Genomic DNA, 25010 nt, shown 5'->3' with positions numbered 1-25010 from the left:
TGGCCGTTAATGGCTCTTACAACAGACCAATAGCCTGCCTAGGATGCAGGCATTCGCCAAGGGAAATCTCCATGTACACGCCCAGCAACTTTGCCATCGATGATTTGCATGAACTGCACCAGCAGATACTCGGCACCCGCCTCGCGGTATTGGTCACACACGGGGAACAAGGTCTGCAAGCCAGCCATTTACCGCTGCTGCTGAGTTCAGACCAAGGCCCGAATGGCACCCTTTATGGACACTTCGCCAAGGCCAATCCGCAATGGAAGGAACTGCAAAACGGCGCCGAAGTCCTGGTGATTTTTGCCGGTGCCGACGCTTACATCAGCCCTGGGTTTTACCCGAGCAAGGCCGAGCACGGCAAAGTCGTGCCGACCTGGAACTACGTTGCCGTACATGCATACGGTACGGCCGAAGTGTTCACCGACGCCGATCGCCTGCGCACTCTGGTCAGTGCGCTGACCGATCGTCATGAAGCGGGTCGCGCCAATCCATGGAAAGTCGCTGATGCCCCCGCTGACTACATTGACGGAATGCTCAAGGCCATCGTCGGTTTTGCCTTGCCGATCCAGCGCCTGGAAGGCAAACGCAAGCTCAGCCAGAACCGCAACGCCGCAGACATCACCGGAGTGCGCGAGGGGCTTGCCGCCAGCCCTGATGTGCACGACCAGGCCCTCGCCCACTTGATGCGTTAAGGAATGAACATGAGTCAGATCGACATCCGCCAGGTCACCGCCGACGAGCACGCCGCCTGGTTACCCTTGTGGCAAGCGTACCTGCGTTTCTACAACACCGAACTGCCAGAGGCCGTCACCCAAAGCACCTGGCAGCGCCTGCTCGACCCGAGCGAGCCGACCCATGCCGCGCTGGCCTGGGCCGATGGCAAAGCGGTGGGCATGGTGCACTTCATCTACCATCGCTCGAACTGGAGCATCGAAAACTCCTGCTACCTGCAAGACCTGTTGGTAACGCCTGAAACCCGCGGCACTGGCGTCGGCCGGCAGTTGATCGAATACGTTTACGCCACAGCCAAAGAGGACGGTTGCTGCAAGGTCCATTGGCTGACCCACGAAACCAACGCCACCGCGATCCAGCTCTACGAGCGCATCGCCGAACGCCCCGGTTTCATCCAGTTTCGCAAAGCCCTGTAAGGTTCAAGGAGAACAGCATGTCGATTTCACTCGCCGACTGGAAAGGCGTTCCGGCGCCATCCGTCCAAACCCTCGAAGGGCGTTTCATCCGCCTGGAAAAACTCGACCCGGCGCGTCACGCCGACGGTTTGTGGAAAGCCCTGCAAGGCCCCGGCTCCGACCCGAAACTCTGGGACTATTTGCCTTATGGGCCTTTCCCGGAGCGCAGCGCGTTCAACGATTGGCTGAACAATCATGCGGCCAATAGCGATCCGTATTTCTTCAGCGTGATCGACCGTGCCAGCGGCGATGTGCAAGGCCTCCTCAGTTTGATGTCGATTGTTCCTTCGCAAGGCCGGATCGAGATCGGCCATGTCACTTTCGGCGCGCCGATGCAGCGCTCGCCGAAAAGCACCGAGGCGGTTTATCTGCTCGCCAAGGAATCCTTTGCGCTGGGTTATCGACGGCTGGAGTGGAAGTGCAACAACGGCAACGCCCGCTCCAAATACGCGGCCGAGCGGCTGGGGTTCAGTTTTGAAGGGGTATTTCGCCAGCACATGGTGGTCAAGGGGCAGAACCGGGATACGGCGTGGTATTCGATTCTGGACTCGGAATGGCCGGCAATCGGGGCGGGGTTTGAGCGCTGGCTGTCCGATGAGAACCAGACGGATTCGGGGCAAGTGAGAACCCTGGCGGAGTGCCGCGGGTAAATCAGCGGCGCCTGGACGGACGCCATCGCGAGCAGGCTCGCTCCCACAGGGTTTTGGGTTGACCACAAAATTGTGACCAGCCCCAATCCAATGTGGGAGCGAGCCTGCTCGCGATTGGCTTCACGCCAATTTCTGGGCAAGCACCGCAATATGCTCCGGCCCAATCCCGCAGCAACCGCCCAAATGACTGGCGCCGCGTTCTTTCCAGTCTGCCGCCCATTGCAAATAACCCGGCGGATCGAGGTCTTCGCGCAGCGGGTCCAGACCGTCGTTAGCCGTGGCCTCTTTCGGTTGCGGCGGGAAGGCATTGGCGTAGGCGCCGATGTGAATCTTCACCCCCAAACGCTCGAAGGTTTCCCGCGCGGCATCAATCGCAGCACCAATCACTTCCGGCTGGCTGCAATTGAACAGCAACGTCTCGACGCCCAGCTCAGCCGCCGCGGCTGCGGCTTCAGCCACCGGCTCACCCGAACGCAAGCGCGGCACTTCGTCCGTGTCTTCATCCTTCAGGGTAAACGACAGCCAGAACGGCTTGCCGTCCGTTGGCAGACCGGCGTGGATCGCTCGCGCTTCAACGATCGAGCTCTGGGTCTCCGCCAGCCACAGATCGACATGAGGCGCCAACCCCTTCACCAGCGGCGCCAACAATTCAGTCGCTCGAGCAGCGTCGAAAAGGTCCGGACGATAGGACCCAAACAGCGGCGGCAATGAACCGGCCACACGCACCGCTTTGCCCGAAGCCTCTACAGCTCGCCGCGCCAGCTCACCGGCCAACGCCGCGAGCGCCTGCCCTTCTGCTGCAAAACGTTCTTCGCCAATGTGAAACGGCACCACCGCGTAACTGTTGCTGGTGATCACGTTCGCACCGCTTTCGATATAAGCCGTGTGCACCGCCTCTACCGCTTGCGGCGCTTCGCTCAAGGCCAGTGCCGACCACTCGGGCTGTCTGAACGGCGCGCCTCGACGCTGCAACTCACGACCCATACCGCCATCCAGAATTACCGTGCTTGCTGCGCCCATATGCTTTTCACTCATAAGCTTATGAAAATTACTCACTATCGGAGTCGTTCTTATAACTATTTAATACGCACCATTCGGTTAATAACAACCTCTTTTTTATCAGGGATCGACTGTGAAATTCCAACCGCTACTGGCCCTGGGCCTGACGATTCTGGCTGCCTCCACCCAAGCCTTTGGCGGCGCCACGCTGGATCGCGTCGAGCAAAAAAAAGAACTGGTGGGCGTGTTGATGGAAAGCTATCCACCCTTCTCGTTCCTCAATGATCAGAACCAGCTCGATGGATTCGACGTCGATGTGGCCAAGGCCGTGGCAGACAAACTGGGCGTCAAACTGCGCCTCGAAACCCCGTCCTGGGACGTGATCGCCGCCGGCCGCTGGAGCGGGCGCTACGACATCTGCATCTGCTCCATGACCCCGAGCAAGGCCCGCGCCGAAGTCTTCGATTTCCCGGTCGAGTACTACGCCTCGCCAGCGGTGATTGTGGTCAACGCCAAGGACGACAGCATCCACGGCGCCAAGGACCTGAGCGGCAAGAAAGTCGGCCTCACCAGCGCCTCCAGCTACGAAAGCTACCTGAACAAGAACCTGGTGATCGAAGGCGCCGAAGACACGCAATTGCAGTACCCGTTCGAGGACGTGCAGATTGCGCCGTATGACACTGACAACGTGGCATTCCAGGACTTGGGCCTGGGCACTGGCGTTCGACTGGACGCGATCCTCACCAACCTTGTCACCGCCCAGCCGCGCCTGACCGAAGACAAACGCTTCAAGCTCGCCGGCGAGCCGCTGTACTCGGAACCGAACTCGGTGGCCATTGAAAAAGGCGACGCCCAGTGGGACGCCAAAGTGCGTGACGTCTTCGCTCAGCTGAAACAGGACGGCACCCTGAGCAAGCTGTCGCAAAAATGGATCGGCGCCGACATCAGTAAATGACTTCTTTCCCAACACCTCCCCAGCCGCCGCAACCGGTGGCTGAGTCGCGACTGCAACGGATCTTCGGTTTCCGCACGCGGCTGTACCTGACCTGGGCAGTGATGCTCGGGTTGTTCGCCAGCTTCTTCCTGAGCTTCGACCTGAAGTTCTCGATCATCCTCGACAAACTGCCGAACCTGATCGGCCTGCACCTGGCGCCCAACGGCTTCCTGCAGGGCGCGGCACTGACGTTGTTTTTGTGCCTGTGCTCGATCGTGACCTCTTCGCTGCTGGGCTTCATCACCGCCCTGGCGCGGCTGTCGAAAAGCGCCGTGGCCTTCGGCATTGCGAGCTTCTATGCCTCGTTCTTTCGTGGCACACCGCTGCTGATCCAGATCCTGCTGATCTACCTCGGCCTGCCACAACTTGGCATCGTCCCGGGCGCCATCGCCGCCGGCATCATCGCCCTGTCGCTGAACTACGGCGCGTACCTGAGCGAAATTTTCCGCGCCGGCATCCTCGGCGTCCCCCACGGCCAACGCGAAGCATCCCTGGCCCTGGGCATGCGCGAAACCGTGATCTTCTGGCGTGTCACCCTGCCCCAGGCCATGCGCACCATCATCCCGCCCACCACCAACCAATTCATCTCAATGCTCAAAGACTCGTCGCTGATCTCGGTGATGGGGGTTTGGGAGGTGATGTTTCTGGCGCAATCATATGGACGCTCGAGCTATCGCTACATCGAGATGCTGACGACGGCGGCGGTGATTTATTGGCTGATGTCGATCGGGCTGGAGCTGATTCAGGCGCGGATGGAGCGGCATTATGGGAAGGCGTATTTGAGCCGTAGTTAGTGAGAGGCAGATGAGTTTCCGAGTTTGCGATAGCCGACCATGTCTCTATTTGTTGTAAGAAAAAGCGTCGACCCGAACGGGTAAAAACCACCTTCCTCAGGAGGCTGGCAATTTTCTACACAACCTTCTGACAACCCCCGCAAGCCTGCGGGAAGCAGCTGACATCGGTACCTATAGCCCGCCTCTTAGAGTTTGGCCTCCCTTCAAACGAGGCCGTACTCGATGTCCGTTCAACACAAATACCGACCAAAACACCTGGCGCTGGCCGTTGCGCTTGCGCTGGGTTGCACTCAAATTTCGCTTGCCCAGCAATTGTCCTTCGATGACGCCATTCCTTCGGGTGCAACGCCAGAGCAGCTCATCGCGGCGATGGACGCATTTATCAATGATCCCGCCACCGACAAAAACACCATTGGCAAAGCAGCGGATGGTATTGATCGAACATTCGGCGATGGAGATGATCTGGTCATTGTGTCTGGCCGCGGAGCCCTTGCAGGATTGATTGACGGTGGTGGCGGCATCAACTTCCTGCAACTCGATACCGCGAGCGGTGGCACGCTAGGTGAGAGTCGTCGTTTTGAAGGCCTGGAACTCAAACGAAGCACTTGGACCATGAATGGTTCCGGTGATTTCAATACCGGTGTCTTGATACGTTCAAAAGCAACCCTCATAAATAACGGACATATCCAGGGTGGGGCGTTGACCCAAGGAACGCTTGTCAACAACGGCAAGATTGGCGGCGGCGCCACCGTGCAATCAGGAGGCACCCTGAACAATCCTGGAATGATCGAAGGCGACGTAGTAATCAATGAAAAAGGTGCTTTTGCGGGCAACGGTGTAACGGGTTCCCTGAAGGTAAACGGAAAGCTTTCTGTTGACGGTTTGCACGGCGCACCGAAAGTTAAAGGTGACTTGAATCTCTCCAAAACTGCCGAGCTAACCTACGAGGTCAATGCCAACCGCAAAAGTGAAACGATATTAGTCGATGGCACCGCCGACCTCGGCGGCGCCACACTGAATATCGTTGCAGCGCCGGGTGACTACCCGTTACTCAGCGAAAACACCATCCTTGCTGCCAGTAAAGTCGAAGGGGAATTTGGGAAAGTCATCAATAACCTTGCCTTCTTAACGCCCAAGCTCGACTACCAAGAAAAGAAGGTCGACCTGATCCTCCTCCGTAACGATGTGCCGATCGAAAATTTCGCAACCACGGATAACGGGAAGGAAGTCGCCCAAAGCATTGAAGAGCCAACGCACATACCTCAAGCATCCTCCGTTGCTGTAGCTCCGAATCCACCTGCGAGTCCCGACACATCCGTTCAGGTCACCACACCAACAACTACCGCTGAAAAACCTTCGATAGCCGCAACGCCGCATACCACCGAACAGCCCGTCACAGCCGCTTCGCCACCCATCACCGACCAGCCCGTCGCAGCCGCAACTCAACCTCCTGTTACCAATCCCGTCGCCACAGTGCCAAAGGCATCCAGCCCAACAAACGCAGCTGTCGTCGCCCTGCTCAGCGCTGACAAACAAACGGCATCTATTGCCATCGAACAGCTGGCTGGCGGCCAAAACGCCAACCTTGCAAAAGCGACCCTGAACAGTGACAGCCCAATCAGCGCCACCATGCTCTCGGCCATGCGTCAGCTGGACAGCGCCAATAGCTACAGCAATTCCAGCAAGCGCAATGCACCACGCCTGGCCGCCGGCAGTGAAGACAATGGCCGGGGCTGGCTGCAAGCATTGGGTCACGGCGGGACGCTGGATCGCGACTACGACGCTCTGAAACACACAACCCACGGCCTGGTACTGGGAGCGGATTGGGGCATAGATGAGGAATGGCGCATCGGTGTAATGAGCGGTAAGTCCGAGACGCGCCTGGATAGCCGAGGACTCGACGGCGATCTCGACAGCTGGCATTTGGGTGCTTATGCCCTGCGGCAAAACGGACCAATGTCCCTGCGCCTGGGCGCGACCTATAGCAACCACGACGGCAGCACTAAACGCCGAGTTGCCTTCAAAGGTTTCAGCGACCGCCCCGAAGGCCGTTACGATGCCAACACCCAGCAGGCCTTTGCGGAATTGGGTTACAACCTGGGCCGGGCGAACGTCAGCATCGAACCGTTTGCCAGCCTGGGCTACCAACGCTATCAGCGCGACACCTACACAGAAAAAGGTGGCGCAGCGGCGCTGAAGGTACAGGGTCAAACGCAGAACAATTTGAACAGCACATTCGGCCTGCGATTGGCGAAACTCAACACGCTGGATAACGGCATGCAACTGACACCGCGGTTCAGTGCCGGCTGGAAACACACGTACGGGGACATCTACAGCGATACCCGCCAACGATTGGTGACGGGCGGAAAAAACTTCAGCGTTTCCGGCGCGTCGCTGGATCGTGACAGTCTGCTGGTCGATGCCGGACTGGACCTGGGGTTGTCAGCAAAACACACCCTGGGCGTCGGCCTCACTGGCGAGGTCGGCACCGACAGCCGAAACCACGGCGTCACGGGTCAGTGGCGAATGAGTTTCTGACAGCCAAAAACCCGGGGCGAAAAAAAGGGGAGCACATGCCCCCCCGAGGTTTAAAGCGGTGTATCGAGGCTGTTAACTCAGCCTTCGATCTCGATCAGGATTTCGCCCGGGTTAACCCGGTCGCCCTTGGCCACATGGATGGCGGTGACTTTGCCGGCGATGGCCGATTGCACTTCGGTTTCCATCTTCATCGCTTCGCTGATCAGCACGGCCTGGCCGGCCTTCACGGTGTCGCCTTCCTTGACCAGCACGTCGACGATGTTGCCCGGCATGGTGGTACTGACGTGGCCCGGTGCAGTGGCTTGCTTGCGCTTGCTGCTGCCGCCGCTGACGAATTCGTTGAGCGGTTCGAACACCACTTCTTCCGGCATGCCGTCGATAGACAGGTAGAAGTGACGCTTGCCTTCAGCCTTGACGCCCACACCGGTGATGTCGACGCGGTAAGTTTCGCCGTGGACGTCGATGACGAACTCGGTCGGCACGCCTTCGCCACCGGCCGAGGTCACACCGCCTGCTTCAGGAATCGGCAGCAGCACTTCTGGAGTCAGGGTGCCGGCGGCACGCTCTTCGAGGAACTTGCGCCCGATGTCCGGGAACATGGCATAGGTCAGCACGTCTTCTTCAGACTTGGCCACGGCGCCGATTTCGGCACGCAGCTTGGTCATTTCCGGCTTGAGCAGGTCAGCCGGACGCACGTCGATCACTTCTTCACTGCCGATCGCCTGACGACGCAGTTTTTCATTCACGGTGCCCGGCGCCTTGCCATAACCGCCTTGCAGGTAAAGCTTCACTTCGTTGGTGATGGTCTTGTAGCGCTCACCGGCAAGCACGTTGAAGAACGCCTGGGTGCCGACGATCTGCGAGGTCGGGGTCACCAGCGGCGGGAAGCCGAGGTCTTCACGCACGCGCGGGATTTCGGCCAGCACTTCGCTCATGCGGTTCAGGGCGCCCTGCTCTTTCAACTGGTTGGCCAGGTTGGAAATCATCCCGCCCGGTACCTGGTTGACTTGAACACGGGTGTCGACGGCGGTGAACTCGCTTTCGAACTGGTGGTACTTTTTGCGCACGGCGTAGAAGTACAGACCGATATCTTGCAGCAGCTCCAGATTCAGTCCGGTGTCGAACTCGCTGCCTTTAAGGGCGGCGACCATCGACTCGGTGCCTGGGTGACTGGTGCCCGAGGCGAAGCTGGAGATCGCGGTATCGATGTGGTCGGCACCGTTTTCGATGGCCTTGAGTTGGCACATCGCGGCCAAACCAGCGGTGTCGTGCGAGTGAATAAACACGGGCAGCGATTGCTCGGATTTCAATGCCTTGACCAGTTCGCCGGTAGCGTACGGAGTCAGCAGGCCTGCCATGTCCTTGATCGCCACCGAGTCGCAACCCATGGCTTCCATTTGCTTGGCTTGCGCCACGAACGCCTCGATGGTGTGCACCGGGCTGGTGGTGTAGGCGATGGTGCCCTGGGCGTGTTTGCCAGCCGCTTTCACCGCTTCGATGGCGACTCGCAGGTTACGCACGTCGTTCATCGCATCGAAGATGCGGAACACGTCGATGCCGTTGACCGCGGCCTTGGCGACGAAGGCTCTGACCACGTCGTCGCTGTAGTGGCGATAGCCCAGCAGGTTCTGGCCACGCAGAAGCATTTGCAGGCGAGTGTTAGGCAAGGCCGCGCGCAGTTGGCGCAGACGCTCCCACGGGTCTTCCTTGAGGAAGCGTACGCAGGCGTCGAAGGTCGCGCCGCCCCAGCATTCCAGCGACCAGTAGCCGACTTTGTCGAGCTTGTCGCAAATCGGCAGCATGTCTTCGGTGCGCATGCGGGTCGCGAGCAGCGATTGGTGGGCGTCGCGCAGGATTGTGTCGGTAACGTGGATTTTCTTGCTCATTGTTCTATTCCTCACAGGCCTGCGTGGGCGGCGATGGCGGCGGCGATGGCCAGGGCCAGCTCTTCGGGTTTGCGCTTGATCGAGTAGTTGGTCAGTTCAGGGTGGCTTTCAACGAAGCTGGTGTTGAACTGGCCGCTACGGAATTCCGGGTTGCGCAGGATTTCCTGGTAGTACGCGGCGGTGGTCTTGACCCCTTGCAGACGCATGTCGTCGAGGGCGCGCAAGCCACGGTCCATCGCCTCTTCCCAAGTCAGCGCCCACACCACCAATTTCAGACACATGGAGTCGTAGAACGGTGGAATGGTGTAACCGGTGTAGATCGCCGTGTCGGTACGCACGCCGGGACCGCCGGGTGCGTAGTAACGGGTGATCTTGCCAAAGCTCGGCAGGAAGTTGTTTTTCGGGTCTTCGGCGTTGATCCGGAATTGCAGCGCGAAACCGCGGTGCTGGATGTCTTCCTGTTTCACCGAAAGCGGCAGGCCGGAGGCGATGCGGATCTGCTCGCGAACGATATCGATGCCGGTGATTTCTTCGGTGATGGTGTGTTCCACCTGCACCCGGGTATTCATCTCCATGAAGTACACCTCGCCCTCGGCGAGCAGGAACTCCACGGTGCCAGCGTTCTCGTAACCCACGGCCTTGGCTGCGCGCACCGACAGGTCGCCGATGTAGGCGCGCTGTTCAGGGGTCAGTTGCGGGCTCGGGGCGATCTCGATGAGCTTCTGGTTGCGACGCTGGATCGAGCAGTCACGCTCGAACAAATGCACCACGTTGCCAAAGCTGTCGCCGAGGATCTGCGCTTCGATGTGCTTCGGATTGACGATGCATTTTTCGAGGAACACTTCCGCCGAACCGAAAGCCTTGGTGGCTTCGGAAATGACTCGCGGGAATGCTTGTTCAAGTTCTTCCCGGCTGTCGCAGCGACGGATACCGCGGCCACCGCCACCAGAAGTCGCCTTGAGCATCACCGGATAACCGATGCGGTCGCCTTCGACCAAAGCTTCCGCGATATCCGCGACGTTGCCTTCGGTGCCTGGGGTAACGGGTACGCCAGCCTTGATCATGCTGCGACGGGCTTCAGTCTTGTCGCCCATGCGGCGAATCACTTCAGCCGATGGACCGATGAACTTGATGCCGCGTTCGGCGCATATATCTGCCAGTTCAGCGTTTTCCGAAAGGAAGCCGTAGCCGGGATGCAGCGCATCACAACCGGTTTCCACAGCCAGATTCACCAGCTTGCGCGCATTCAGGTAGCCGGCCAGTGGCTCGGCACCGATGCTGTGGGCCTCGTCCGCACGCTTCACATGCAGCGCATGGCGGTCGGCGTCGGAATAGATCGCGACCGAGCGAATGCCCATCTCGGCGCAGGCACGCACGATTCGTACGGCAATCTCACCACGGTTGGCGATCAGGATCTTTTTTATCACTTGGAGGTTCCCTTGAGCCGGTGGTACCCACGACCTGCTAGACCAGGTCGACGCGTGACCAAATGTTTCGATTCAGTCGCAGCCCCACACTAGCCCCCACAAGGGATTAACAAAAATGATTAATTATTGGGTCAGTCATAAGTAAAGACTTATAGTTGAGCCATCAGCCTGCGTCGAGAGAGCCAATAAAATGCGTAAGTCATTGATGCGTATGACATTGCGTCAATTACAGATCTTCAATGAAGTCTGTGATTTGCGGTCCTACAGCCGAGCAGCCGATGAAATGTCTCTTACACAACCTGCCGTGAGCCTACAGATTCGTCAACTTGAAGAGCTGATTGGTCAGCCTTTGTTCGATTATGTCGGCAAAAAGCTCTACATGACCGAGGCAGCCGAAGCCCTCCAACGCGCCAGCCGGGATATTTTCGGGCGGCTGGAAAACCTCGATATGCAGCTTTCAGACATGCAGGGATCGCTGCAAGGACAGCTGAAGCTGGCGGTGGAATCCAGCGCCAAGTATTTCGTGCCGCATCTGTTTGCCGCGTTCAAGCGCCAGCATCCGGAAGTGAACCTGCAACTGACGGTGGTCAATCGCGGACAGGTCATTCGACGCCTGTCGGACAACCGCGACGACCTGGTGATCATGTCCATGGTGCCGCAGGACATGGGGCTGGAGTTCTTGCCATTCCTCAACAACCCGATCGTTGCCGTGGCGCCACCGGATCATCCGCTGTGCCACATGGGCCCGCTGCGCTTGCAGGATCTTGAACCCTACACACTGCTGATGCGCGAATCCGGCTCCGGGACGCGGCTGGCTTGCGAAGAATATTTCAAAGAGAAGCGCGTGCACTTCAACCAGACCCAGGAAGTCTCGTCAGCCGAGGCTCAGCGTGAATGTGTGGTGGCGGGTCTGGGCGTGGCGCTGTTGACGCGTCACGCCCTGAACCTTGAGTTGGCGACCGGCGGATTGGTCGAGTTGCCAGTCGAAGAGCTGCCGTTGTACCGCAGCTGGTGCCTGGTGCAAGCCAAGGCAAAACGGCTGTCACCAGTGGCGCACGCATTCCTTGCGTTTATTCGCAGTGAGCGGGTGCAGATCAGCGCGCTGGTTGAGCGCTTCGACGGGAAGCTGCCGGTGCCGCCTGCCAGTAGTTGAGTTCCAGCTCAGGGAAATCACCGATCTCGGCCAGCAGTTGGCGACGTTCGCAGCGATCTTCGATGGCGCGGCGAAATTCCATGCGGCGCTGGTCCTCCTGCTGACGACGGGTTCTGACGGCGCTGTTGCGTTCTTCGTAGGGCTGGGCCATTTCGAGTCTCCCAAGGCGTTTACGGGAGTTTCAAGATAGGCGCGAGGGATGACGGTTTGGCGGCGGGCGGGTTACAGGGAGATGAACGTTGTTCTGTGGCGAGGGGATTTATCCCCTCGCCACAATTCCAGAAGAATCAATCATCCAGCGCTTTTACCGATTTGGGCGACAGCCGCAAGCTGCGCAGGCTGCGCTTGACGCTCTTGAGGTGATTGACCAGGCTCGGCCCGCGCGCCATGGCCACGCCCATTGCCAACACGTCGATCACCACCAGGTGGGCAATGCGCGAGGTCAGCGGCGTATAGATCTCGGTGTCTTCGTGCACATCGATCGCCAGGTTGACGGTCGACAGTTCGGCCAACGGTGTTTGGCTTGGGCACAAGGTAATCAGCGACGCGCCGCTTTCGCGCACCAGATTGGCGGTGATCAACAAATCTTTGGAACGCCCGGACTGGGAAATACAGATCGCCACGTCGGTCGGTTTCAACGTGACCGCCGACATCGCCTGCATGTGCGGGTCGGAATACGCCGCCGCCGTCAGCAGCAAACGGAAGAACTTATGCTGGGCATCAGCTGCCACTGCGCCCGACGCGCCAAAGCCATAGAACTCGACCCGCTGGGCCTGCGACATCAGCGACACCGCACGCTGCAATTCCACCGGATCAAGCTTCTCGCGAACCTCCATCAGCGTGTGCAGGGTGGTGTCGAAGATTTTCAGGCTGTAGTCAGCGACCGAGTCGTCTTCATGAATGGCAAACTGTCCGAAGCTCGCGCCGGCAGCCAGGCTCTGTGCCAGTTTCAGCTTCAAGTCCTGGAAACCGGAGCAACCGATGGCGCGACAGAAGCGCACGATGGTCGGCTCGCTGATGCCCACGTTGTGGGCCAGGTCGGCCATGGAGCTGTGCATCACCGCCGCAGGATCAAGCAGCACGTGGTCGGCGACCTTGAGCTCCGACTTGCGTAAGAGGTGGCGTGACTGGGCGATGTGTTGCAGCAGATTCAAAGGGCTGGACTCTTTGTTATTGGCAGGTGCCGGGGATGTAGCACGCTTGTAGTTATACTACATGAATCGGCTTTTTGCCTGCTCAATGCGTAACTCGATGTCCCCATTTCACGCCACATGCGCTCCATGTAGCCCTTACAAGGGTTTCGCGTCCGCACGCAACAGCGCCGCCAGGCCATCGGCCTCGACCGGGCGGCTAATCAAATAGCCCTGCACTTCATCGCAGTGCTCGGCTTTCAAAAACGCCAACTGCTCTGCCCGCTCCACACCCTCGGCCACCACTTTGAGCGACAAGCCGTGCGCCATGGCAATGATTGCCCGGGTGATCGCCGCATCCTCGCTCCCCTCCCCCAGACCGCGAATAAATGCCTGATCGATCTTTACGTAATCCACAGGGATGCGCTTGAGGTAACTCAGGGACGAATACCCGGTGCCGAAGTCATCAATCGCCAACTTGACCCCCAAATCACGCAATTGCTGGAAGGTCGCGATGATGTGCTCGACACTGTCCAGCAACTGGCTTTCGGTGAGTTCCAGCTCGAGGTAGTGCGGCGCCAGACCGGTTTCTTCCAGCACCTGACGCACCAGGCTAACCAGTTTGCCCTGACGCAATTGATGCACCGACAGATTCACCGACACCCGAATCGGCGCAAGTCCCTGACGCTGCCACTCGCAGGCTTGCCAGCAGGCCTGACGCAACACGAACTCGCCGATCGGGCCGATCAACCCGGTTTCCTCGGCCAGGCCGATGAAGTCCCCTGGCGGCACACGGCCCATCGTTGGATGATCCCAGCGCACCAGCGCTTCGGCGGCATTCAACCGCCCCGTGGCGAGGCACAGCTTCGGTTGGTAAAACACCTTCAACTGCTTCTCTTCGATGGCCTTACGCAGCTGATTTTCCAGCTGCAAACGCTCCAGCGTGCTGGCTTGCAGGCTGTCGGTGTAAAACTGGAAGTTATTTCCGCCCAAGTGCTTGGCATGCTGCATCGCCATGTTGGACTGATGAACCAGCGCGGAGATTTCTCGCGCGTTGTCCGGCAACAGACTGATGCCCATGGACGCGCTAACCACCAGTTCATGGCCCTCGACAGTGATCGGCAAACGCAGCTTGGACGACAGTCGGGTCGCCACCCGCGCCAGGCTCGACAGGTTGCCGTAGGCATTGAACAACACGGCAAACTCATCGCCGGACAAGCGAGCGATGGTGTCTGCTTCAGGCAACGCATTGACCAGCCGCCGGGCCATTTTCTGCAAGAGCTGGTCGGCGATTTCATGGCCAAGGCTGTCGTTGAGCAGCTTGAAACGGTCCAGATTGATGTGCAGCAACGCCAGACTGCGGTAACCGCCCTGGCGCACCCGCTGATGAGCCTCGTTTAGCCGCTCGCGGAACAGTGAACGGTTAGCCAGCCCCGTCAATTCATCGTAATGCGCCAGGTAACGCATGCGCTCCTCGGATTCGCGCCGGGCCGATAGATCGGCGAAGAAGCCTACGATATGGCTTACATTTCCCCGAGCATCGCGCACCGCGTTCAGTTGCAACCATTGCGGATACAACTCGCCATTCTTGCGGGTTTCGACCAACTCGCCCTGCCAACTGCCGTGCTGCTCCAGCGCCTGACGAATCGCAGCGTAGTGTCGGCGAGCATCGCGGCTGCAAGGCAACTCGACCACGTTGCGTCCGATCATGTCGTCAGTGTCATAGCCGGTGACCCGGCTGAAGGCCTGATTGACCGCGATCAACGCGTAATTCGGATCGAAAATCACGATGCCTTCACTGGCGGCTTCGAACACCGTTGCGGCCAGTTGCTGTTGCTCTTCCAGAGCCTTGCTGACGCTGATGTCGCGACGGGTGCCGACCATGCGGATCACCCGGCCATTCTCACCGCGCTCAACTGCCCGACCTCGGTCTTCGATCCAGACCCAGTGGCCATCGCCGTGGCGGACGCGGTACTCAATCTGATAGTCGTCGCTGCGGCCTTTCAAATGCTCGACCAGCGCGCGCTTGAGCGACGGCAAGTCATCGGGGTGCAGCCGCGGCTTGAGGTGGCGAAGCATTGCCGTCACGAGTTCCGGTTCCAGGCCAAACAGCTCCTGAAGCTGGGTGTGATGAACTTCATCGGTTTGCAGGTTCCAGTCCCACAAGCCCAACTCACTGGCCTTCAACGCCAGGGCGAGACGCGCTTCACTCTTGCTCAGGGCCTGGTTGGCGGCATCCAGTTCCAGGCTGCGCTGGGCGACGCGGCTTTCCAGCTCGATCTGAATTTGCCGCAACTCGTCTTCGGCACGACGACGCTGGTCGATTTCCTTGGCCAGCTTTTGATTGAGCTGGTCGCTGCAGTTTTGAGCCTGCTGCAAGTGTTCGATCAACGCCTGATTCTGGAAGCGCCGTAACAGACCGTTATTGATGAGCCGATTGACCTGCCAGGCGACCACACTCAACGCGCCGAGCAAAATCAGACCAAACCAGCCCCAGCCCTGACTTTGTTCATCGCCGCCCCAGAACAGATAGCCAATGGCCGGCAACAGACAAGGCAAGGTAAAGGACAGGAACGCCGGCAGACTGACGGCATAGGCAACGCTGGCCGAAAGGGCGGCGGCGCCGATCAGGCCGAACACCCAGGCTTGTTGCATGAAGTTATCGACGGGCACCAGCGCAATGCCGGCGCCGGCCAGGGTCAGGCCGGTCATGGCCGAACCCAGCAAAAACATGCGGCGCCAGATCGGATGGGCCTGACGGTTGGGTATCGCCGAATCGAAGGCCGCGACCTGAATCACCCGCAGCGCCACCAGCGACAACAGCCACACCAGCCAGACGCTGACCAGGAAGTAGCGCTGCGGGCTCCAAAGCAAGCCAGCGCAGACCAGACCGTTGATCAACATGAATAACGTGGGCAGCAACGAGCCCTGATAAAGCAGACGCGTGCGTTCGACCGCCATTTCCATGGCGTACTGTTTGCGGATAACCCGGGGTTCCACAACGGGGCCCGACAGGTCGGTGCTGAGGGTCATAGGCAATGTTCTTGTTCTTATAATGGTGAGCATGAGCCCGAAACGTCGACGGAGCATACACAAGCAAATGCCCCGGCCAAACCGCCCCGGATCATAAATAGACCAAAGTATCGACTGCCTGGCTCCCGTGTAAAAGCAGCCAAGCGAGCCCCGCCAACGCTTGCAGCCAGTGACTGACCGGTCGTCCTGCACTTATCTTTCATCGGCTAAAACAATGCAGGGTTTGCCCGGTGTGACGCCGCCCCCTAGAATGCCCCGATGCGCGATGATCTCTCCCTTCTGCTGAACTCCCTCAACGATGCCCAACGCCAGGCCGTAGCTGCCCGCGTGGGTCGTCAGTTGGTCCTGGCCGGTGCTGGTTCCGGTAAAACCCGAGTGCTGGTGCACCGTATCGCCTGGTTGATCCAGGTCGAAAACGCCTCGCCCCACTCAATCCTGTCGGTGACTTTCACCAATAAGGCCGCTGCGGAGATGCGTCACCGCATCGAGCAACTGATGGGTATCAACCCGGCCGGCATGTGGGTCGGCACCTTCCACGGCCTGGCGCACCGCTTGTTGCGGGCGCACTGGCAGGAAGCCGGCCTGAGCCAGACGTTCCAGATTCTCGACAGCGACGACCAGCAACGACTGGTCAAGCGGGTGATCCGCGAGCTGGGCCTGGACGAGCAGCGCTGGCCGGCCCGTCAGGCCCAGTGGTTCATCAACGGGCAGAAAGACGAAGGTCTGCGTCCACAACACATTCAAGCCAGCGGCGACCTGTTCCTGGCGACCATGCGCAGCATTTATGAGGCCTACGAGGCCGCTTGCCTGCGCGCTGGCGTGATCGACTTCTCCGAACTGCTGCTGCGCGCCCTCGATCTGTGGCGCGATCATCCGGGCCTGCTCGCCCATTATCAGAAACGCTTCCGGCACATTCTGGTGGACGAGTTCCAGGACACCAACGCCGTGCAATACGCCTGGTTGCGGCTGCTGGCCAAGGGCGGCGACAGCCTGATGGTGGTCGGCGACGACGATCAGTCGATCTACGGCTGGCGCGGCGCGAAAATCGAAAACATTTATCAGTATTCCGACGACTTCCCGGATGCCGAAACCATTCGTCTAGAGCAGAACTACCGCTCCACTGCCGGGATTCTCAAGGCTGCCAACGCCCTGATCGCCAACAACACGGGACGGATGGGCAAAGAGCTGTGGACCGACGGCGGCGAAGGCGAAGCGATCAATCTATACGCCGCGTTCAACGAACACGATGAAGCACGCTACGTGGTGGAAACCATCGAAAGCGCGCTGAAAACCGGCTTGGCCCGCAGCGATATCGCGATTTTGTACCGTTCCAACGCCCAATCACGCGTTTTGGAAGAAGCCTTGCTGCGTGAGCGCATTCCGTACCGCATCTACGGCGGTCAGCGCTTCTTCGAACGGGCAGAAATCAAAAACGCCATGGCCTACCTGCGCTTGCTGGAAGGTCGCGGCAACGATGCAGCGCTGGAGCGGGTGATCAACGTTCCGGCTCGCGGTATCGGCGAGAAAACCGTTGAAGCGATCCGCGACCATGCCCGCCACAGCGATGTGTCGATGTGGGAAGCCATGCGCTTGCTGGTGGCTAACAAAGGCCTGACCGGCCGTGCGGCCGGTGCTCTTGGGGCGTTCATCGAGTTGATCGAGAACCTCGCCGCCAAGTGCATGGACATGCCGCTGCACCTGATGACCCAGACTGTCATCGAGCAGTCCGGGCTGATCGCCTATCACGAAGCGGAAAAAGGCGAGAAAGGCCAGGCACGGGTAGAAAACCTTGAGGAACTGGTCAGCGCCGCGCGCAACTTCGAAAACGCTGAAGAAGACGAAGACCTGTCGCCACTGGCGGCATTCCTCGGTCACGCGTCACTGGAAGCCGGAGATACTCAGGCCGACGAGCACGAAGACAGCATTCAGCTGATGACCTTGCACAGTGCCAAGGGCCTGGAATTCCCTTACGTGTTCCTGGTGGGCATGGAAGAAGGCCTGTTCCCGCACAAGATGAGCCTTGAAGAACCGGGTCGTCTTGAAGAGGAGCGCCGTTTGGCCTACGTCGGAATCACCCGGGCCATGCAGAACCTGGTGATGACCTATGCGGAAACCCGACGCCTGTACGGCAGCGAGACTTACAACAAGGTGTCGCGTTTCGTACGTGAAGTGCCGAAAGGCCTGATCCAGGAAGTGCGGCTGTCCAACAGTGTCAGCCGTCCGTTCGGCGGCGGCCAGCAGCAGAGCTCCAGCAGCCTGTTTGGCGGTAGCGAGATCCCGGACACTGGGTTCAGCCTCGGCCAGACCGTACGGCATTCGGTGTTTGGCGACGGTGTGATCCTGAACTTCGAAGGTGCCGGGGCCCAGGCTCGGGTGCAGGTGAACTTCAGCGAAGGCAGCAAATGGCTGATGCTGGGTTACGCGAAGCTGGAAGCGATCTAGTCAGGCCTGATCGTTCCCACGCTCTGCGTGGGAACGATCTATCTGCGCTCCGCCCGCTGCGGCCATTCCTACAGAACTAATCCACTCGTCCTACAGACCAAAACTAACAGGTCTTATTGCGCTGACTGAAGCTGAACACAACCTGTCAGGCAAAAGCCCGAAACACTCTGCCGCTAGCCAGTAACACTCCAGCTGTGCAACATGGCGCGCGTGCCTTCCACAAATGGGAATTCCCTTTATGAAACGTTTTCTTAGCATCGCCATGGCGTTGTGCATTGGCCTGACGATGAGCCTCGACGCCAATGCCGCCAAGCGCTTTGGTGGCGGCAAGAGCTCCGGCGCTGCGCCGACTCACCAGACCAGCCAAATGGCTCCTTCTTCTGCCGCAGGTGGTGCTGCCGCCACTGCGGGCGCGGCCGGTGCCGCGGGCGCTGCCGCCAAGGCCGGCGGCGCTTCGCGCTGGCTCGGCCCTCTGGCCGGCATCGCGGCCGGTGGTCTGCTGGCCTCCATGTTCATGGGCGACGGCTTCCAGGGCATGCAGATCTTCGACATCCTGATCATGGCGGTCATCGCCTTCCTGGTCTTCCGTTTCATCGCCGCTCGTCGTCGCAAGCAGCAGGAGCACATGGCTCCAGCTGGCGCACCGATGCAGCGTGAAGTGTTCGAGCAGAAGCCAACGGCCATGGGCTCGATCTTCGGCGGCTCGGCAGCACCGGTTGCCGCTCGTCCGGTAATCAATGCTCCGGCCTGGTTCAATGAGAAGAACTTCATTGAAGCGGCCCGCAACCACTTCCAGTCCCTGCAGCAACACTGGGACGCTAACGAAATGGACAAGATCGCCGAGTTCGTGACTCCGCAACTGCTGGAGTTCCTCAAGCGCGAACGTGCCGATCTGGGCGACGGTTTCCAGTCCACCTACATTGATAACCTCAATGTTCAACTGGACGGCGTGGATGACCGTGCCGACAAGACCATCGCCACCCTGACCTTCACCGGTGTGTCGAAGACCTCGCGTTTCGACCAGGGCGAAGTGTTCAGCGAAAGCTGGAACATGGAACGTCCGCAGGGCGAGAACCAGCCTTGGCTGGTCGCCGGTATCCGCCAGAACGGCTGATCCCCACTGCGTTAAGTATGCTGTAACGAAAACCCCGGCCTTGCCGGGGTTTTTCTATTTCGCGGTTGCATCTATAGCGAGCTACTGTATAAACCGCCCCAACTAAACCGCGCCATCAAGCAAGAGGATCCCGGACGTGGAAGAAATCATCGAACAACTGCGTGAAGCCAACGAACCGGTACCGGTCCCCTTGGAGTTACCCGACGAAGATCAACTGGTGGAAATCGAAGAACAGCTGTTCATCGACATTCCGTTTGTCTTCAGGGAGTTTTTGCTGACCGTCAGCGACGTCGTCTACGGCAGCCTGGAGCCGGTAACCGTTACCGACCCGCAATCCCACACCTACCTGCCGGACGTTGCCGCCAACGCCTGGGATGCGGGTGTTGATCGCAGCATGATTCCGATCTGCCAGGACGGTGACAACTACTACCTGGTCGAAGAAGACGGCACCGTGGTGCTGTGGTTGGCCGAAGAAGAGCTGATCGCCGAAGAAACCTGGGAATCGGTATGGCACTGGGCGCGGGACGTCTGGCTGGAAAGCTGAGACGCCTGACGCGCTACAGGGTTAATGCCCGGACGAATCCTTGTGGTTGTCCAGTGTGTCGAGCAACGCCACCTGCATCCGCGTGTGCACGCGGATGAACCAGCGCCAGAGCAGCGCCGCCACAGCGGCCGCGACGACGACGATCAGGACCAGCAACTTGTTGGTCGGCAGAATACTGGCCGACAAGGCTGCCAGCAGCAGAAAAATCACCAGCAGCGAGAGGATCGGGATCACTTCGGCGATCACCCGACGCACACGCTGCGTATGGCGGCCGGCCATCTCCGGCTTCACGCCCATCTCCGCCAACAGCATCGAGAGCGCCTTGAGCTTGCGATAGGCGGCGATCAGGAACGGCAGCGACAACAGCAACGCCCCGCCCCAAATCAACGCTTTCTGCCAGCTCGGGTCGCTGATCCAGTCTTGCAGGTGAGCGGACATGCGTTCGGCGAAAAAAGCACCCGAGAAAAAGATCGCAATCACCAGCGCCAGATTGACGCCCACCTGCAACAGAATCCGCCGAATCATCGACGCCAGCAGCGCGCCCTCGCCCTGGGGCTGGATGCTGCGCAGCCATTCGCCGTACATCCCCAATACCCTGCCCAGTCGCTTCGGCATCACCGCGGCAAGCTTGATCGACAGCGGATCAGCCGCGCGGATCAAGTAAGGCGTCAGTAATGTGGTGATCACCGAGACGGCAACGGCGACCGGGTAAAGGAAGTTGCTAGTGACCTGCAGCGTCATGCCCAGCGCGGCGATGATGAAAGAAAATTCGCCAATCTGCGAAAGCCCCATCCCGACTCGCAGTGAGGTGCGCCCATCATTGCCAGCGATAAAGGCACCAAGGCCACAAGAAAACATCTTGCCCAGCACCACGGCCACGGTGATCACCGCAATCGGCCACGCGTATTGCAGCAGGATCATCGGATCGAGCATCAGGCCAATGGCGACAAAGAAGATCGCACTGAACAGATCGCGAACCGGTTCGATCAAGCGCTCGATTTTCAGCAATTGCCGGGATTCAGCCATGATCGCGCCAATCAGGAAGGCGCCGAGCACCATGCTGTACTCAAGCTTGACCACCAGCAAACAAAAGCCGAAACACAGCCCCAATACAGTGATCAGCAGCATTTCATTGCTGTCGAACTTCGCCACGTAAGCCAGCAATCGCGGCACCAGCAGGATGCCGATGACCAGTGCGACAACCATGAACAGCGAGAGCTTGCCGACCGTTGAAAACACCTCGCCGGAACTGACCGTGCCGCTGACCGCGATGCTCGACAGCAAGGCGATGATGCCGATGCCAAGGATGTCTTCAACGATCAGCACGCCGAAAATCAGCTGTGCGAAGCGCTCGTTCTTCATCTTCAGGTCGTTGAGCGCCTTGACGATGATGGTGGTTGAGGAAATCGCCAGGATCGCGCCGAGGAACAGCGAGTCCATGGTGTTCCAGTCGAACCAGCGACCGATCTCGTAGCCGATCCAGATCATCAGCACGATTTCCAGGAACGCCGCAATGAACGCTGTGGCGCCAACCTTGAACAGCTTGCGCAGGCTGAACTCCAGGCCCAGACAGAACATCAGGAAAATCACCCCGAGTTCGGCGAGGGTTTTGATGGTGTCTTCGTCGTGGATCAGGCTGAACGGAGGAGTGTGCGGGCCGATGATGAAGCCGGCGACGATGTAGCCGAGCACCACCGGTTGTTTGAAGCGATGAAACAGCACGGTCACCACACCCGCGATCAACATAATCACTGCCAGGTCTTGAATGAAACTGATGGCGTGCATGGTGTGGGGCTCCTTGGCTGACATTGCTCAATCGACAGACGTGGGAAAGGTCTGTTCGGGCAAGGTAAAAAAACCACTTTCCGCGTGGGAAATTACCCTTGAGAAAGGGCTTTTGAAGGGTAACACCGCGACTTCTGGCACAAAGGCGGCGCAATATATGGAAACAGATCGATCCGGGCGTGACGGCAGCCACCCGCCCGGCGTCCCGATAACGGTTGGTTTGAAAAGCTGACAAGGCCCCCGCAGAGGTGCCGCCCTCCCGAAATTCTGCCTTGAACCGTGAGAACGCTATGGAACCCGGAAACGCACAACTGTCGATGACGGTATTGATGACCCCCGACATGGCCAACTTCTCTGGCAATGTCCACGGCGGTACCTTGCTCAAATACCTCGACGAAGTGGCTTACGCGTGCGCCAGCCGTTATGCCGGTCGCTACGTGGTGACACTGTCGGTGGACCAGGTGATTTTCCGCGAGCCGATCCATGTCGGCGAACTGGTGACCTTTCTGGCCTCGGTGAACTACACCGGCAACACCTCCATGGAGGTGGGCATCAAGGTGGTGACCGAGAACATCCGCGAGCGCTCGGTGCGCCACACCAACAGCTGCTTCTTCACCATGGTCGCCGTGGATGACGACCGCAAACCGGCTGCTGTCCCGCCACTGCAACCGCAGAACAGCGAAGACAAACGCCGCTTCATGCAGGCCCAGCAACGTCGGCAGATTCGTCAGGAGCTGGAAAAGCGCTATCAGGACATCAAGGGCGACGCCTGAGCTGTTCAGTCAGTTTGATGTCGTTCGTTAGATAGTCTTCGCGAGCAAGTCGGATCGCCGCACCGCCGCTCCCACATTTGGCCTCCGTCGTACACAAATTCTGTGTTCACAGGAGAACCCATGTGGGAGCGGACTTGCTCGCGAATGGGTTCAACGCGGAACTCAGAGGCTGATTGCTGTCGCTTCAAACCGCACCCGTGGATGGGCAATCCGGTCCTGAGCCCGTACCAGTTCCAGCTCATAGCTGGAGCAAGCCTGGGTTTCCAGCAGCACTTCATGTACCGCCGACGCGGCGAATTCGAAAGCCGCCACCAGGCTATCGCCCAACAGTACGCGAGCCAGAAACAGTCCGGAGGTCAGGTCCCCGACGCCCACCGGCTGACGCGGGAACGCCAGCAGCGGACGGCGCAAATGCCAGCTGTCTTCGGCCGTCACCAGCAACATCTCGAAAACATCCGCCGGTTTGCCCGGATAGTCCAGATGCTTGACCAGCACAGCCTTCGGACCACGCGCCAGCAACGCTCGCGCCATGGCCAGGCAATCGAACAATGATTGCGGCTTGCGCCCCGAAAAGCTGTCCAGTTCCAGCTGGTTCGGACACATGAAGTCCGCCACGGCAGCCGCCTCCTCCAGCAGAAAGTCGCTGACTTCGGCGGGCACGCTGCACCCCTTCTCCGGATGGCCCATCACCGGGTCACACAGATACAGCGCTTTGGGATTCATCGACTTGATCCGCGCCACTCCCGTCAGGATCGCCCGGCCCTGGGCAGCACTGCCCAGATAGCCAGACAACACGGCGTCGCAGTTGCCCAGCTCGCCAATCGCCGCGATGCCTTCGACCAGGTCGGGAATCTGATGCGGCGCCAGCACTTCACCGGTCCATTGGCCGTACTGGGTGTGGTTGGAGAACTGCACCGTATTGAGCGGCCAGACATTCACCCCGACCCGCTGCATCGGAAAAACCGCGGCGCTGTTGCCAGCGTGGCCGAACACCACGTGGGACTGGATGGCGAGCAGATGAGGCGTACGTTTCATGCGGTGGGTTTTCCGTCAAACGATTGAAATTCAAGCCGCGCAGTATGCGACTAAACGCAGCCTGTACGACAGACCGGCGACGCAGTTAAGCTGACACCATCTTGTTGGAGCACGTGTTGATGCTGACCCTTGGAAATATCTTCGTCCTGATGCTGCTTGCCACCGGTGGCGCGTGGTTATGGCACAACCACGGCTTGCGCGAGCGAGCGCTGGAACGGGTCAAGCTGCATTGCACCAAGCTCGGAATCGAGCTGCTGGACGGCAACGTGGCCTTGAAGAAGATTGCGTTCATTAAAGACGCCAACGGCCGGCGGCGCCTCGCCCGTGTGTATAACTTCGAATTCACCGTCACCGGTGAAAGCCGTCACAACGGCACCATCACCCAGTTCGGTGCCCACAGTGCGCAGATTGAGCTGGCGCCCTACCCGATGCCGTTCGACGACACGCCTGCGGTAGACGATGTGGTGAAACCGCGCGCCGAGGTGATCGAGATGAGCCAGTGGCGGCAAGAACACACTAAATGGCGTCCTTGATTCACGTCTTGCTCGACCGGCAGTCGGCTAGATTACTTTGCAATGAATCAACATCCTGCGGCTCACTGAAAATCAGCTCGATACGCGAATCACGCCGCCATTCGCTGGGCTGCCAATCCAGCATCGAATTTTCCAGCGCATTTGCCGAAACCCAACCGTTGACGCTGTGGATAACCAGCTTCGCCCGCCGCCAGGCAAGGCTTTCAAGCCAACGACCAACGAGCGTCGCATCGAAAGTCTGACTCGGATGCCAGCGCCACCCCACGCTCCAGCCGCCCTCCTGCTCCTGGCTCAAGCAAATTGGCAGCGCAAGTTCGGTCCAGATGGCCGGCAGCTGCGCCAATCCTTTGGGCGCAACGAAGTTATCCACACCCGCTACAGCCTGAACCCCAAGCCCAGGTAACTCACTCAATGGCAACGCAGCTTGCTGCGTCCAGTACAACGGACGCGTCGGCAACTGTGCAGCGATTCGCTGGCGATCGGCGTCGTCGAGATTTTCGGCTTTATTCATCAGCAACAGACCGGCGCTGCTCAGTGCTTCCTGTTGCGCCACCGGCAGCGGTTTACCGGCGGCAAGCGCCAGGGCGTCCAGCACCAGTACGCAGGGTTGTACAGCCAATACACCTAGCCATGGCGCCGTACTCAACTGCCTGAGCAATTGCGCCGGATGCCCCAACCCGGAGGGCTCGATAAACAGCCGATCCGGGCGCGCCTTGCGCAGCAAACGTCCGAGGCCGATCTGAAACGGCGCACCATTGACGCAACACAAACAGCCCCCGGCCACTTCGCCCAGTGCGATACCATCGGCGTCCTGGGTCAGCAACGCAGCGTCGAGGCCGATCTGGCCGAACTCGTTGATCAGCACCGCCCAACGCTCATTCGCCGGCCGCTGCGTCAGCAGGTGCTTGATCAGACTGGTCTTGCCGGCACCCAAAGGGCCTGCAATGACGTGCGTGGGAATGTTCTGCAACATGGTCGAAAGTTTCTGAG

Annotated in this window: 22 protein-coding genes; 13 read left to right on the top strand and 9 right to left on the bottom strand. The window is 59.4% G+C overall.

Translation table 11 applies throughout. From position 1 onward, the window contains the following. Nucleotides 1-71: 71 nt before the first annotated feature. From PFAS1_RS11485 to PFAS1_RS11475, 3 genes are read left to right on the top strand one after another with little or no spacing between them, the layout of a single operon-like run. A complete protein-coding gene (locus tag PFAS1_RS11485) occupies nt 72-695 on the top strand; it encodes an FMN-binding negative transcriptional regulator (protein ID WP_076029239.1) in 624 nt (207 codons plus the stop codon). 9 nt (nt 696-704) lie between these two features. Next, a complete protein-coding gene (locus PFAS1_RS11480) occupies nt 705-1151 on the top strand; it encodes a GNAT family N-acetyltransferase (RefSeq protein ID WP_076029238.1) in 447 nt (148 codons plus the stop codon). Between the two features lie 17 nt (nt 1152-1168). Next, nucleotides 1169-1840 carry a GNAT family N-acetyltransferase gene (locus tag PFAS1_RS11475; RefSeq protein ID WP_076029237.1) on the top strand — a complete coding sequence of 224 codons (672 nt, stop codon included), beginning with the start codon at nt 1169-1171 and terminating at the stop codon, nt 1838-1840. A 120-nt stretch (nt 1841-1960) separates the two neighbouring features. Here PFAS1_RS11475 and PFAS1_RS11470 read toward each other — a convergent pair whose 3' ends face one another. Further along, nucleotides 1961-2860, bottom strand: coding sequence for a homocysteine S-methyltransferase family protein (locus PFAS1_RS11470; RefSeq protein ID WP_076029236.1), 900 nt, complete (start codon nt 2858-2860; stop codon nt 1961-1963). A gap of 112 nt (nt 2861-2972) precedes the next feature. Between PFAS1_RS11470 and PFAS1_RS11465 the strand changes: the two genes are divergently transcribed. From PFAS1_RS11465 to PFAS1_RS11455, 3 genes are all read left to right on the top strand, one after another. Beyond that, nucleotides 2973-3794 carry an ABC transporter substrate-binding protein gene (locus tag PFAS1_RS11465; protein WP_076029235.1) on the top strand — a complete coding sequence of 274 codons (822 nt, stop codon included), beginning with the start codon at nt 2973-2975 and terminating at the stop codon, nt 3792-3794. Further along, nucleotides 3791-4627 carry an amino acid ABC transporter permease gene (locus PFAS1_RS11460; RefSeq protein ID WP_074872130.1) on the top strand — a complete coding sequence of 279 codons (837 nt, stop codon included), beginning with the start codon at nt 3791-3793 and terminating at the stop codon, nt 4625-4627. The genes PFAS1_RS11465 and PFAS1_RS11460 overlap by 4 nt, the downstream gene beginning before the upstream one ends. Before the next feature lie 222 nt (nt 4628-4849). Then, on the top strand, nt 4850-7165 hold the full coding sequence (locus PFAS1_RS11455) for an autotransporter outer membrane beta-barrel domain-containing protein (RefSeq protein WP_076029234.1): 2316 nt from the start codon (nt 4850-4852) through the stop codon (nt 7163-7165). Nucleotides 7166-7242: 77 nt separating this feature from the next. Here PFAS1_RS11455 and oadA read toward each other — a convergent pair whose 3' ends face one another. Together oadA and PFAS1_RS11445 are read right to left on the bottom strand one after the other, a co-directional pair. Further along, nucleotides 7243-9051, bottom strand: a complete 1809-nt coding sequence (gene oadA / locus PFAS1_RS11450) for a sodium-extruding oxaloacetate decarboxylase subunit alpha (RefSeq protein WP_076029233.1) — start codon at nt 9049-9051, stop codon at nt 7243-7245. An 11-nt stretch (nt 9052-9062) separates the two neighbouring features. Beyond that, the gene (locus PFAS1_RS11445; RefSeq protein WP_046030798.1) at nt 9063-10478 is read right to left on the bottom strand and encodes an acetyl-CoA carboxylase biotin carboxylase subunit; all 1416 of its coding nucleotides are present in this window, start codon (nt 10476-10478) and stop codon (nt 9063-9065) included. Between the two features lie 190 nt (nt 10479-10668). Here PFAS1_RS11445 and PFAS1_RS11440 point away from each other — a divergent pair, with 190 nt between their 5' ends. Continuing rightward, entirely contained in the window at nt 10669-11631 is a 963-nt protein-coding gene (locus PFAS1_RS11440; protein ID WP_074872135.1) for a LysR family transcriptional regulator, read from the top strand. Here PFAS1_RS11440 and PFAS1_RS11435 read toward each other — a convergent pair. The 3 genes from PFAS1_RS11435 to PFAS1_RS11425 all read right to left on the bottom strand — a co-directional run bounded on the left by PFAS1_RS11435 (nt 11573) and on the right by PFAS1_RS11425 (nt 15794). Then, a complete protein-coding gene (locus PFAS1_RS11435) occupies nt 11573-11782 on the bottom strand; it encodes a PA3496 family putative envelope integrity protein (RefSeq protein ID WP_076029232.1) in 210 nt (69 codons plus the stop codon). The two genes, PFAS1_RS11440 and PFAS1_RS11435, sit on opposite strands and share 59 nt — an antisense overlap. 136 nt (nt 11783-11918) lie before the next feature. Next, complete coding sequence (hexR, locus tag PFAS1_RS11430) at nt 11919-12785, bottom strand: transcriptional regulator HexR (protein WP_008156648.1); 867 nt, start codon at nt 12783-12785, stop codon at nt 11919-11921. A 135-nt stretch (nt 12786-12920) separates the two neighbouring features. Next, on the bottom strand, nt 12921-15794 hold the full coding sequence (locus PFAS1_RS11425; protein ID WP_076029231.1) for an EAL domain-containing protein: 2874 nt from the start codon (nt 15792-15794) through the stop codon (nt 12921-12923). 258 nt (nt 15795-16052) lie between these two features. Between PFAS1_RS11425 and uvrD the strand changes: the two genes are divergently transcribed. From uvrD to PFAS1_RS11410, 3 genes are all read left to right on the top strand, one after another. Further along, on the top strand, nt 16053-18236 hold the full coding sequence (gene uvrD / locus PFAS1_RS11420) for a DNA helicase II (RefSeq protein ID WP_074872141.1): 2184 nt from the start codon (nt 16053-16055) through the stop codon (nt 18234-18236). A 238-nt stretch (nt 18237-18474) separates the two neighbouring features. Next, nucleotides 18475-19350: a Tim44 domain-containing protein gene (locus PFAS1_RS11415; RefSeq protein ID WP_076029230.1), complete on the top strand. Its 876-nt coding sequence runs from the start codon at nt 18475-18477 to the stop codon at nt 19348-19350. Between the two features lie 136 nt (nt 19351-19486). Then, a complete protein-coding gene (locus PFAS1_RS11410; RefSeq protein WP_008156656.1) occupies nt 19487-19894 on the top strand; it encodes an SMI1/KNR4 family protein in 408 nt (135 codons plus the stop codon). A gap of 21 nt (nt 19895-19915) precedes the next feature. Here the strand turns inward: PFAS1_RS11410 and PFAS1_RS11405 are convergent, their stop codons facing one another. Continuing rightward, nucleotides 19916-21679, bottom strand: a complete 1764-nt coding sequence (locus PFAS1_RS11405) for a cation:proton antiporter (RefSeq protein ID WP_076029229.1) — start codon at nt 21677-21679, stop codon at nt 19916-19918. A 13-nt stretch (nt 21680-21692) separates the two neighbouring features. Between PFAS1_RS11405 and PFAS1_RS11400 the strand changes: the two genes are divergently transcribed. Together PFAS1_RS11400 and PFAS1_RS11395 are read left to right on the top strand one after the other, a co-directional pair. Further along, nucleotides 21693-21911 carry a hypothetical protein gene (locus tag PFAS1_RS11400; RefSeq protein ID WP_139273359.1) on the top strand — a complete coding sequence of 73 codons (219 nt, stop codon included), beginning with the start codon at nt 21693-21695 and terminating at the stop codon, nt 21909-21911. A 58-nt stretch (nt 21912-21969) separates the two neighbouring features. Beyond that, on the top strand, nt 21970-22452 hold the full coding sequence (locus PFAS1_RS11395) for an acyl-CoA thioesterase (protein WP_074872148.1): 483 nt from the start codon (nt 21970-21972) through the stop codon (nt 22450-22452). A 162-nt stretch (nt 22453-22614) separates the two neighbouring features. Here the strand turns inward: PFAS1_RS11395 and pdxY are convergent, their stop codons facing one another. Further along, nucleotides 22615-23487 carry a pyridoxal kinase PdxY gene (gene pdxY, locus PFAS1_RS11390; RefSeq protein WP_074872150.1) on the bottom strand — a complete coding sequence of 291 codons (873 nt, stop codon included), beginning with the start codon at nt 23485-23487 and terminating at the stop codon, nt 22615-22617. Nucleotides 23488-23606: 119 nt separating this feature from the next. Here pdxY and PFAS1_RS11385 point away from each other — a divergent pair, with 119 nt between their 5' ends. Then, entirely contained in the window at nt 23607-24020 is a 414-nt protein-coding gene (locus tag PFAS1_RS11385; protein WP_074872152.1) for a DUF3301 domain-containing protein, read from the top strand. Between the two features lies 1 nt (nt 24021). On the opposite strand, the gene PFAS1_RS11380 is transcribed toward PFAS1_RS11385, so the two are convergent. Then, nucleotides 24022-24993 carry a CobW family GTP-binding protein gene (locus PFAS1_RS11380; RefSeq protein ID WP_076029228.1) on the bottom strand — a complete coding sequence of 324 codons (972 nt, stop codon included), beginning with the start codon at nt 24991-24993 and terminating at the stop codon, nt 24022-24024. Nucleotides 24994-25010: the final 17 nt, after the last annotated feature.

Origin of the sequence: Pseudomonas frederiksbergensis, assembly GCF_001952935.1 — a bacterium.
GTDB lineage: Bacteria > Pseudomonadota > Gammaproteobacteria > Pseudomonadales > Pseudomonadaceae > Aquipseudomonas > Aquipseudomonas frederiksbergensis.
This window is presented reverse-complemented; position numbering and strand designations above follow the sequence as displayed.

Bases quoted from the DNA above. Each gene is read 5' to 3' on its own strand.
- PFAS1_RS11425 (WP_076029231.1), bottom strand. From the start codon at position 15,794: ATGACCCTCAGCACCGACCTGTCGGGCCCCGTTGTGGAACCCCGGGTT.
- PFAS1_RS11485 (WP_076029239.1), top strand. From the start codon at position 72: ATGTACACGCCCAGCAACTTTGCCATCGATGATTTGCATGAACTGCAC.
- pdxY (WP_074872150.1), bottom strand. From the start codon at position 23,487: ATGAAACGTACGCCTCATCTGCTCGCCATCCAGTCCCACGTGGTGTTC.
- PFAS1_RS11380 (WP_076029228.1), bottom strand. From the start codon at position 24,993: ATGTTGCAGAACATTCCCACGCACGTCATTGCAGGCCCTTTGGGTGCC.
- PFAS1_RS11405 (WP_076029229.1), bottom strand. From the start codon at position 21,679: ATGCACGCCATCAGTTTCATTCAAGACCTGGCAGTGATTATGTTGATC.
- oadA (WP_076029233.1), bottom strand. From the start codon at position 9,051: ATGAGCAAGAAAATCCACGTTACCGACACAATCCTGCGCGACGCCCAC.
- PFAS1_RS11440 (WP_074872135.1), top strand. From the start codon at position 10,669: ATGCGTAAGTCATTGATGCGTATGACATTGCGTCAATTACAGATCTTC.
- PFAS1_RS11480 (WP_076029238.1), top strand. From the start codon at position 705: ATGAGTCAGATCGACATCCGCCAGGTCACCGCCGACGAGCACGCCGCC.
- PFAS1_RS11455 (WP_076029234.1), top strand. From the start codon at position 4,850: ATGTCCGTTCAACACAAATACCGACCAAAACACCTGGCGCTGGCCGTT.
- PFAS1_RS11415 (WP_076029230.1), top strand. From the start codon at position 18,475: ATGAAACGTTTTCTTAGCATCGCCATGGCGTTGTGCATTGGCCTGACG.
- PFAS1_RS11470 (WP_076029236.1), bottom strand. From the start codon at position 2,860: ATGGGCGCAGCAAGCACGGTAATTCTGGATGGCGGTATGGGTCGTGAG.
- PFAS1_RS11475 (WP_076029237.1), top strand. From the start codon at position 1,169: ATGTCGATTTCACTCGCCGACTGGAAAGGCGTTCCGGCGCCATCCGTC.
- PFAS1_RS11385 (WP_074872152.1), top strand. From the start codon at position 23,607: ATGCTGACCCTTGGAAATATCTTCGTCCTGATGCTGCTTGCCACCGGT.
- uvrD (WP_074872141.1), top strand. From the start codon at position 16,053: ATGCGCGATGATCTCTCCCTTCTGCTGAACTCCCTCAACGATGCCCAA.
- PFAS1_RS11435 (WP_076029232.1), bottom strand. From the start codon at position 11,782: ATGGCCCAGCCCTACGAAGAACGCAACAGCGCCGTCAGAACCCGTCGT.
- PFAS1_RS11395 (WP_074872148.1), top strand. From the start codon at position 21,970: ATGGAACCCGGAAACGCACAACTGTCGATGACGGTATTGATGACCCCC.
- PFAS1_RS11460 (WP_074872130.1), top strand. From the start codon at position 3,791: ATGACTTCTTTCCCAACACCTCCCCAGCCGCCGCAACCGGTGGCTGAG.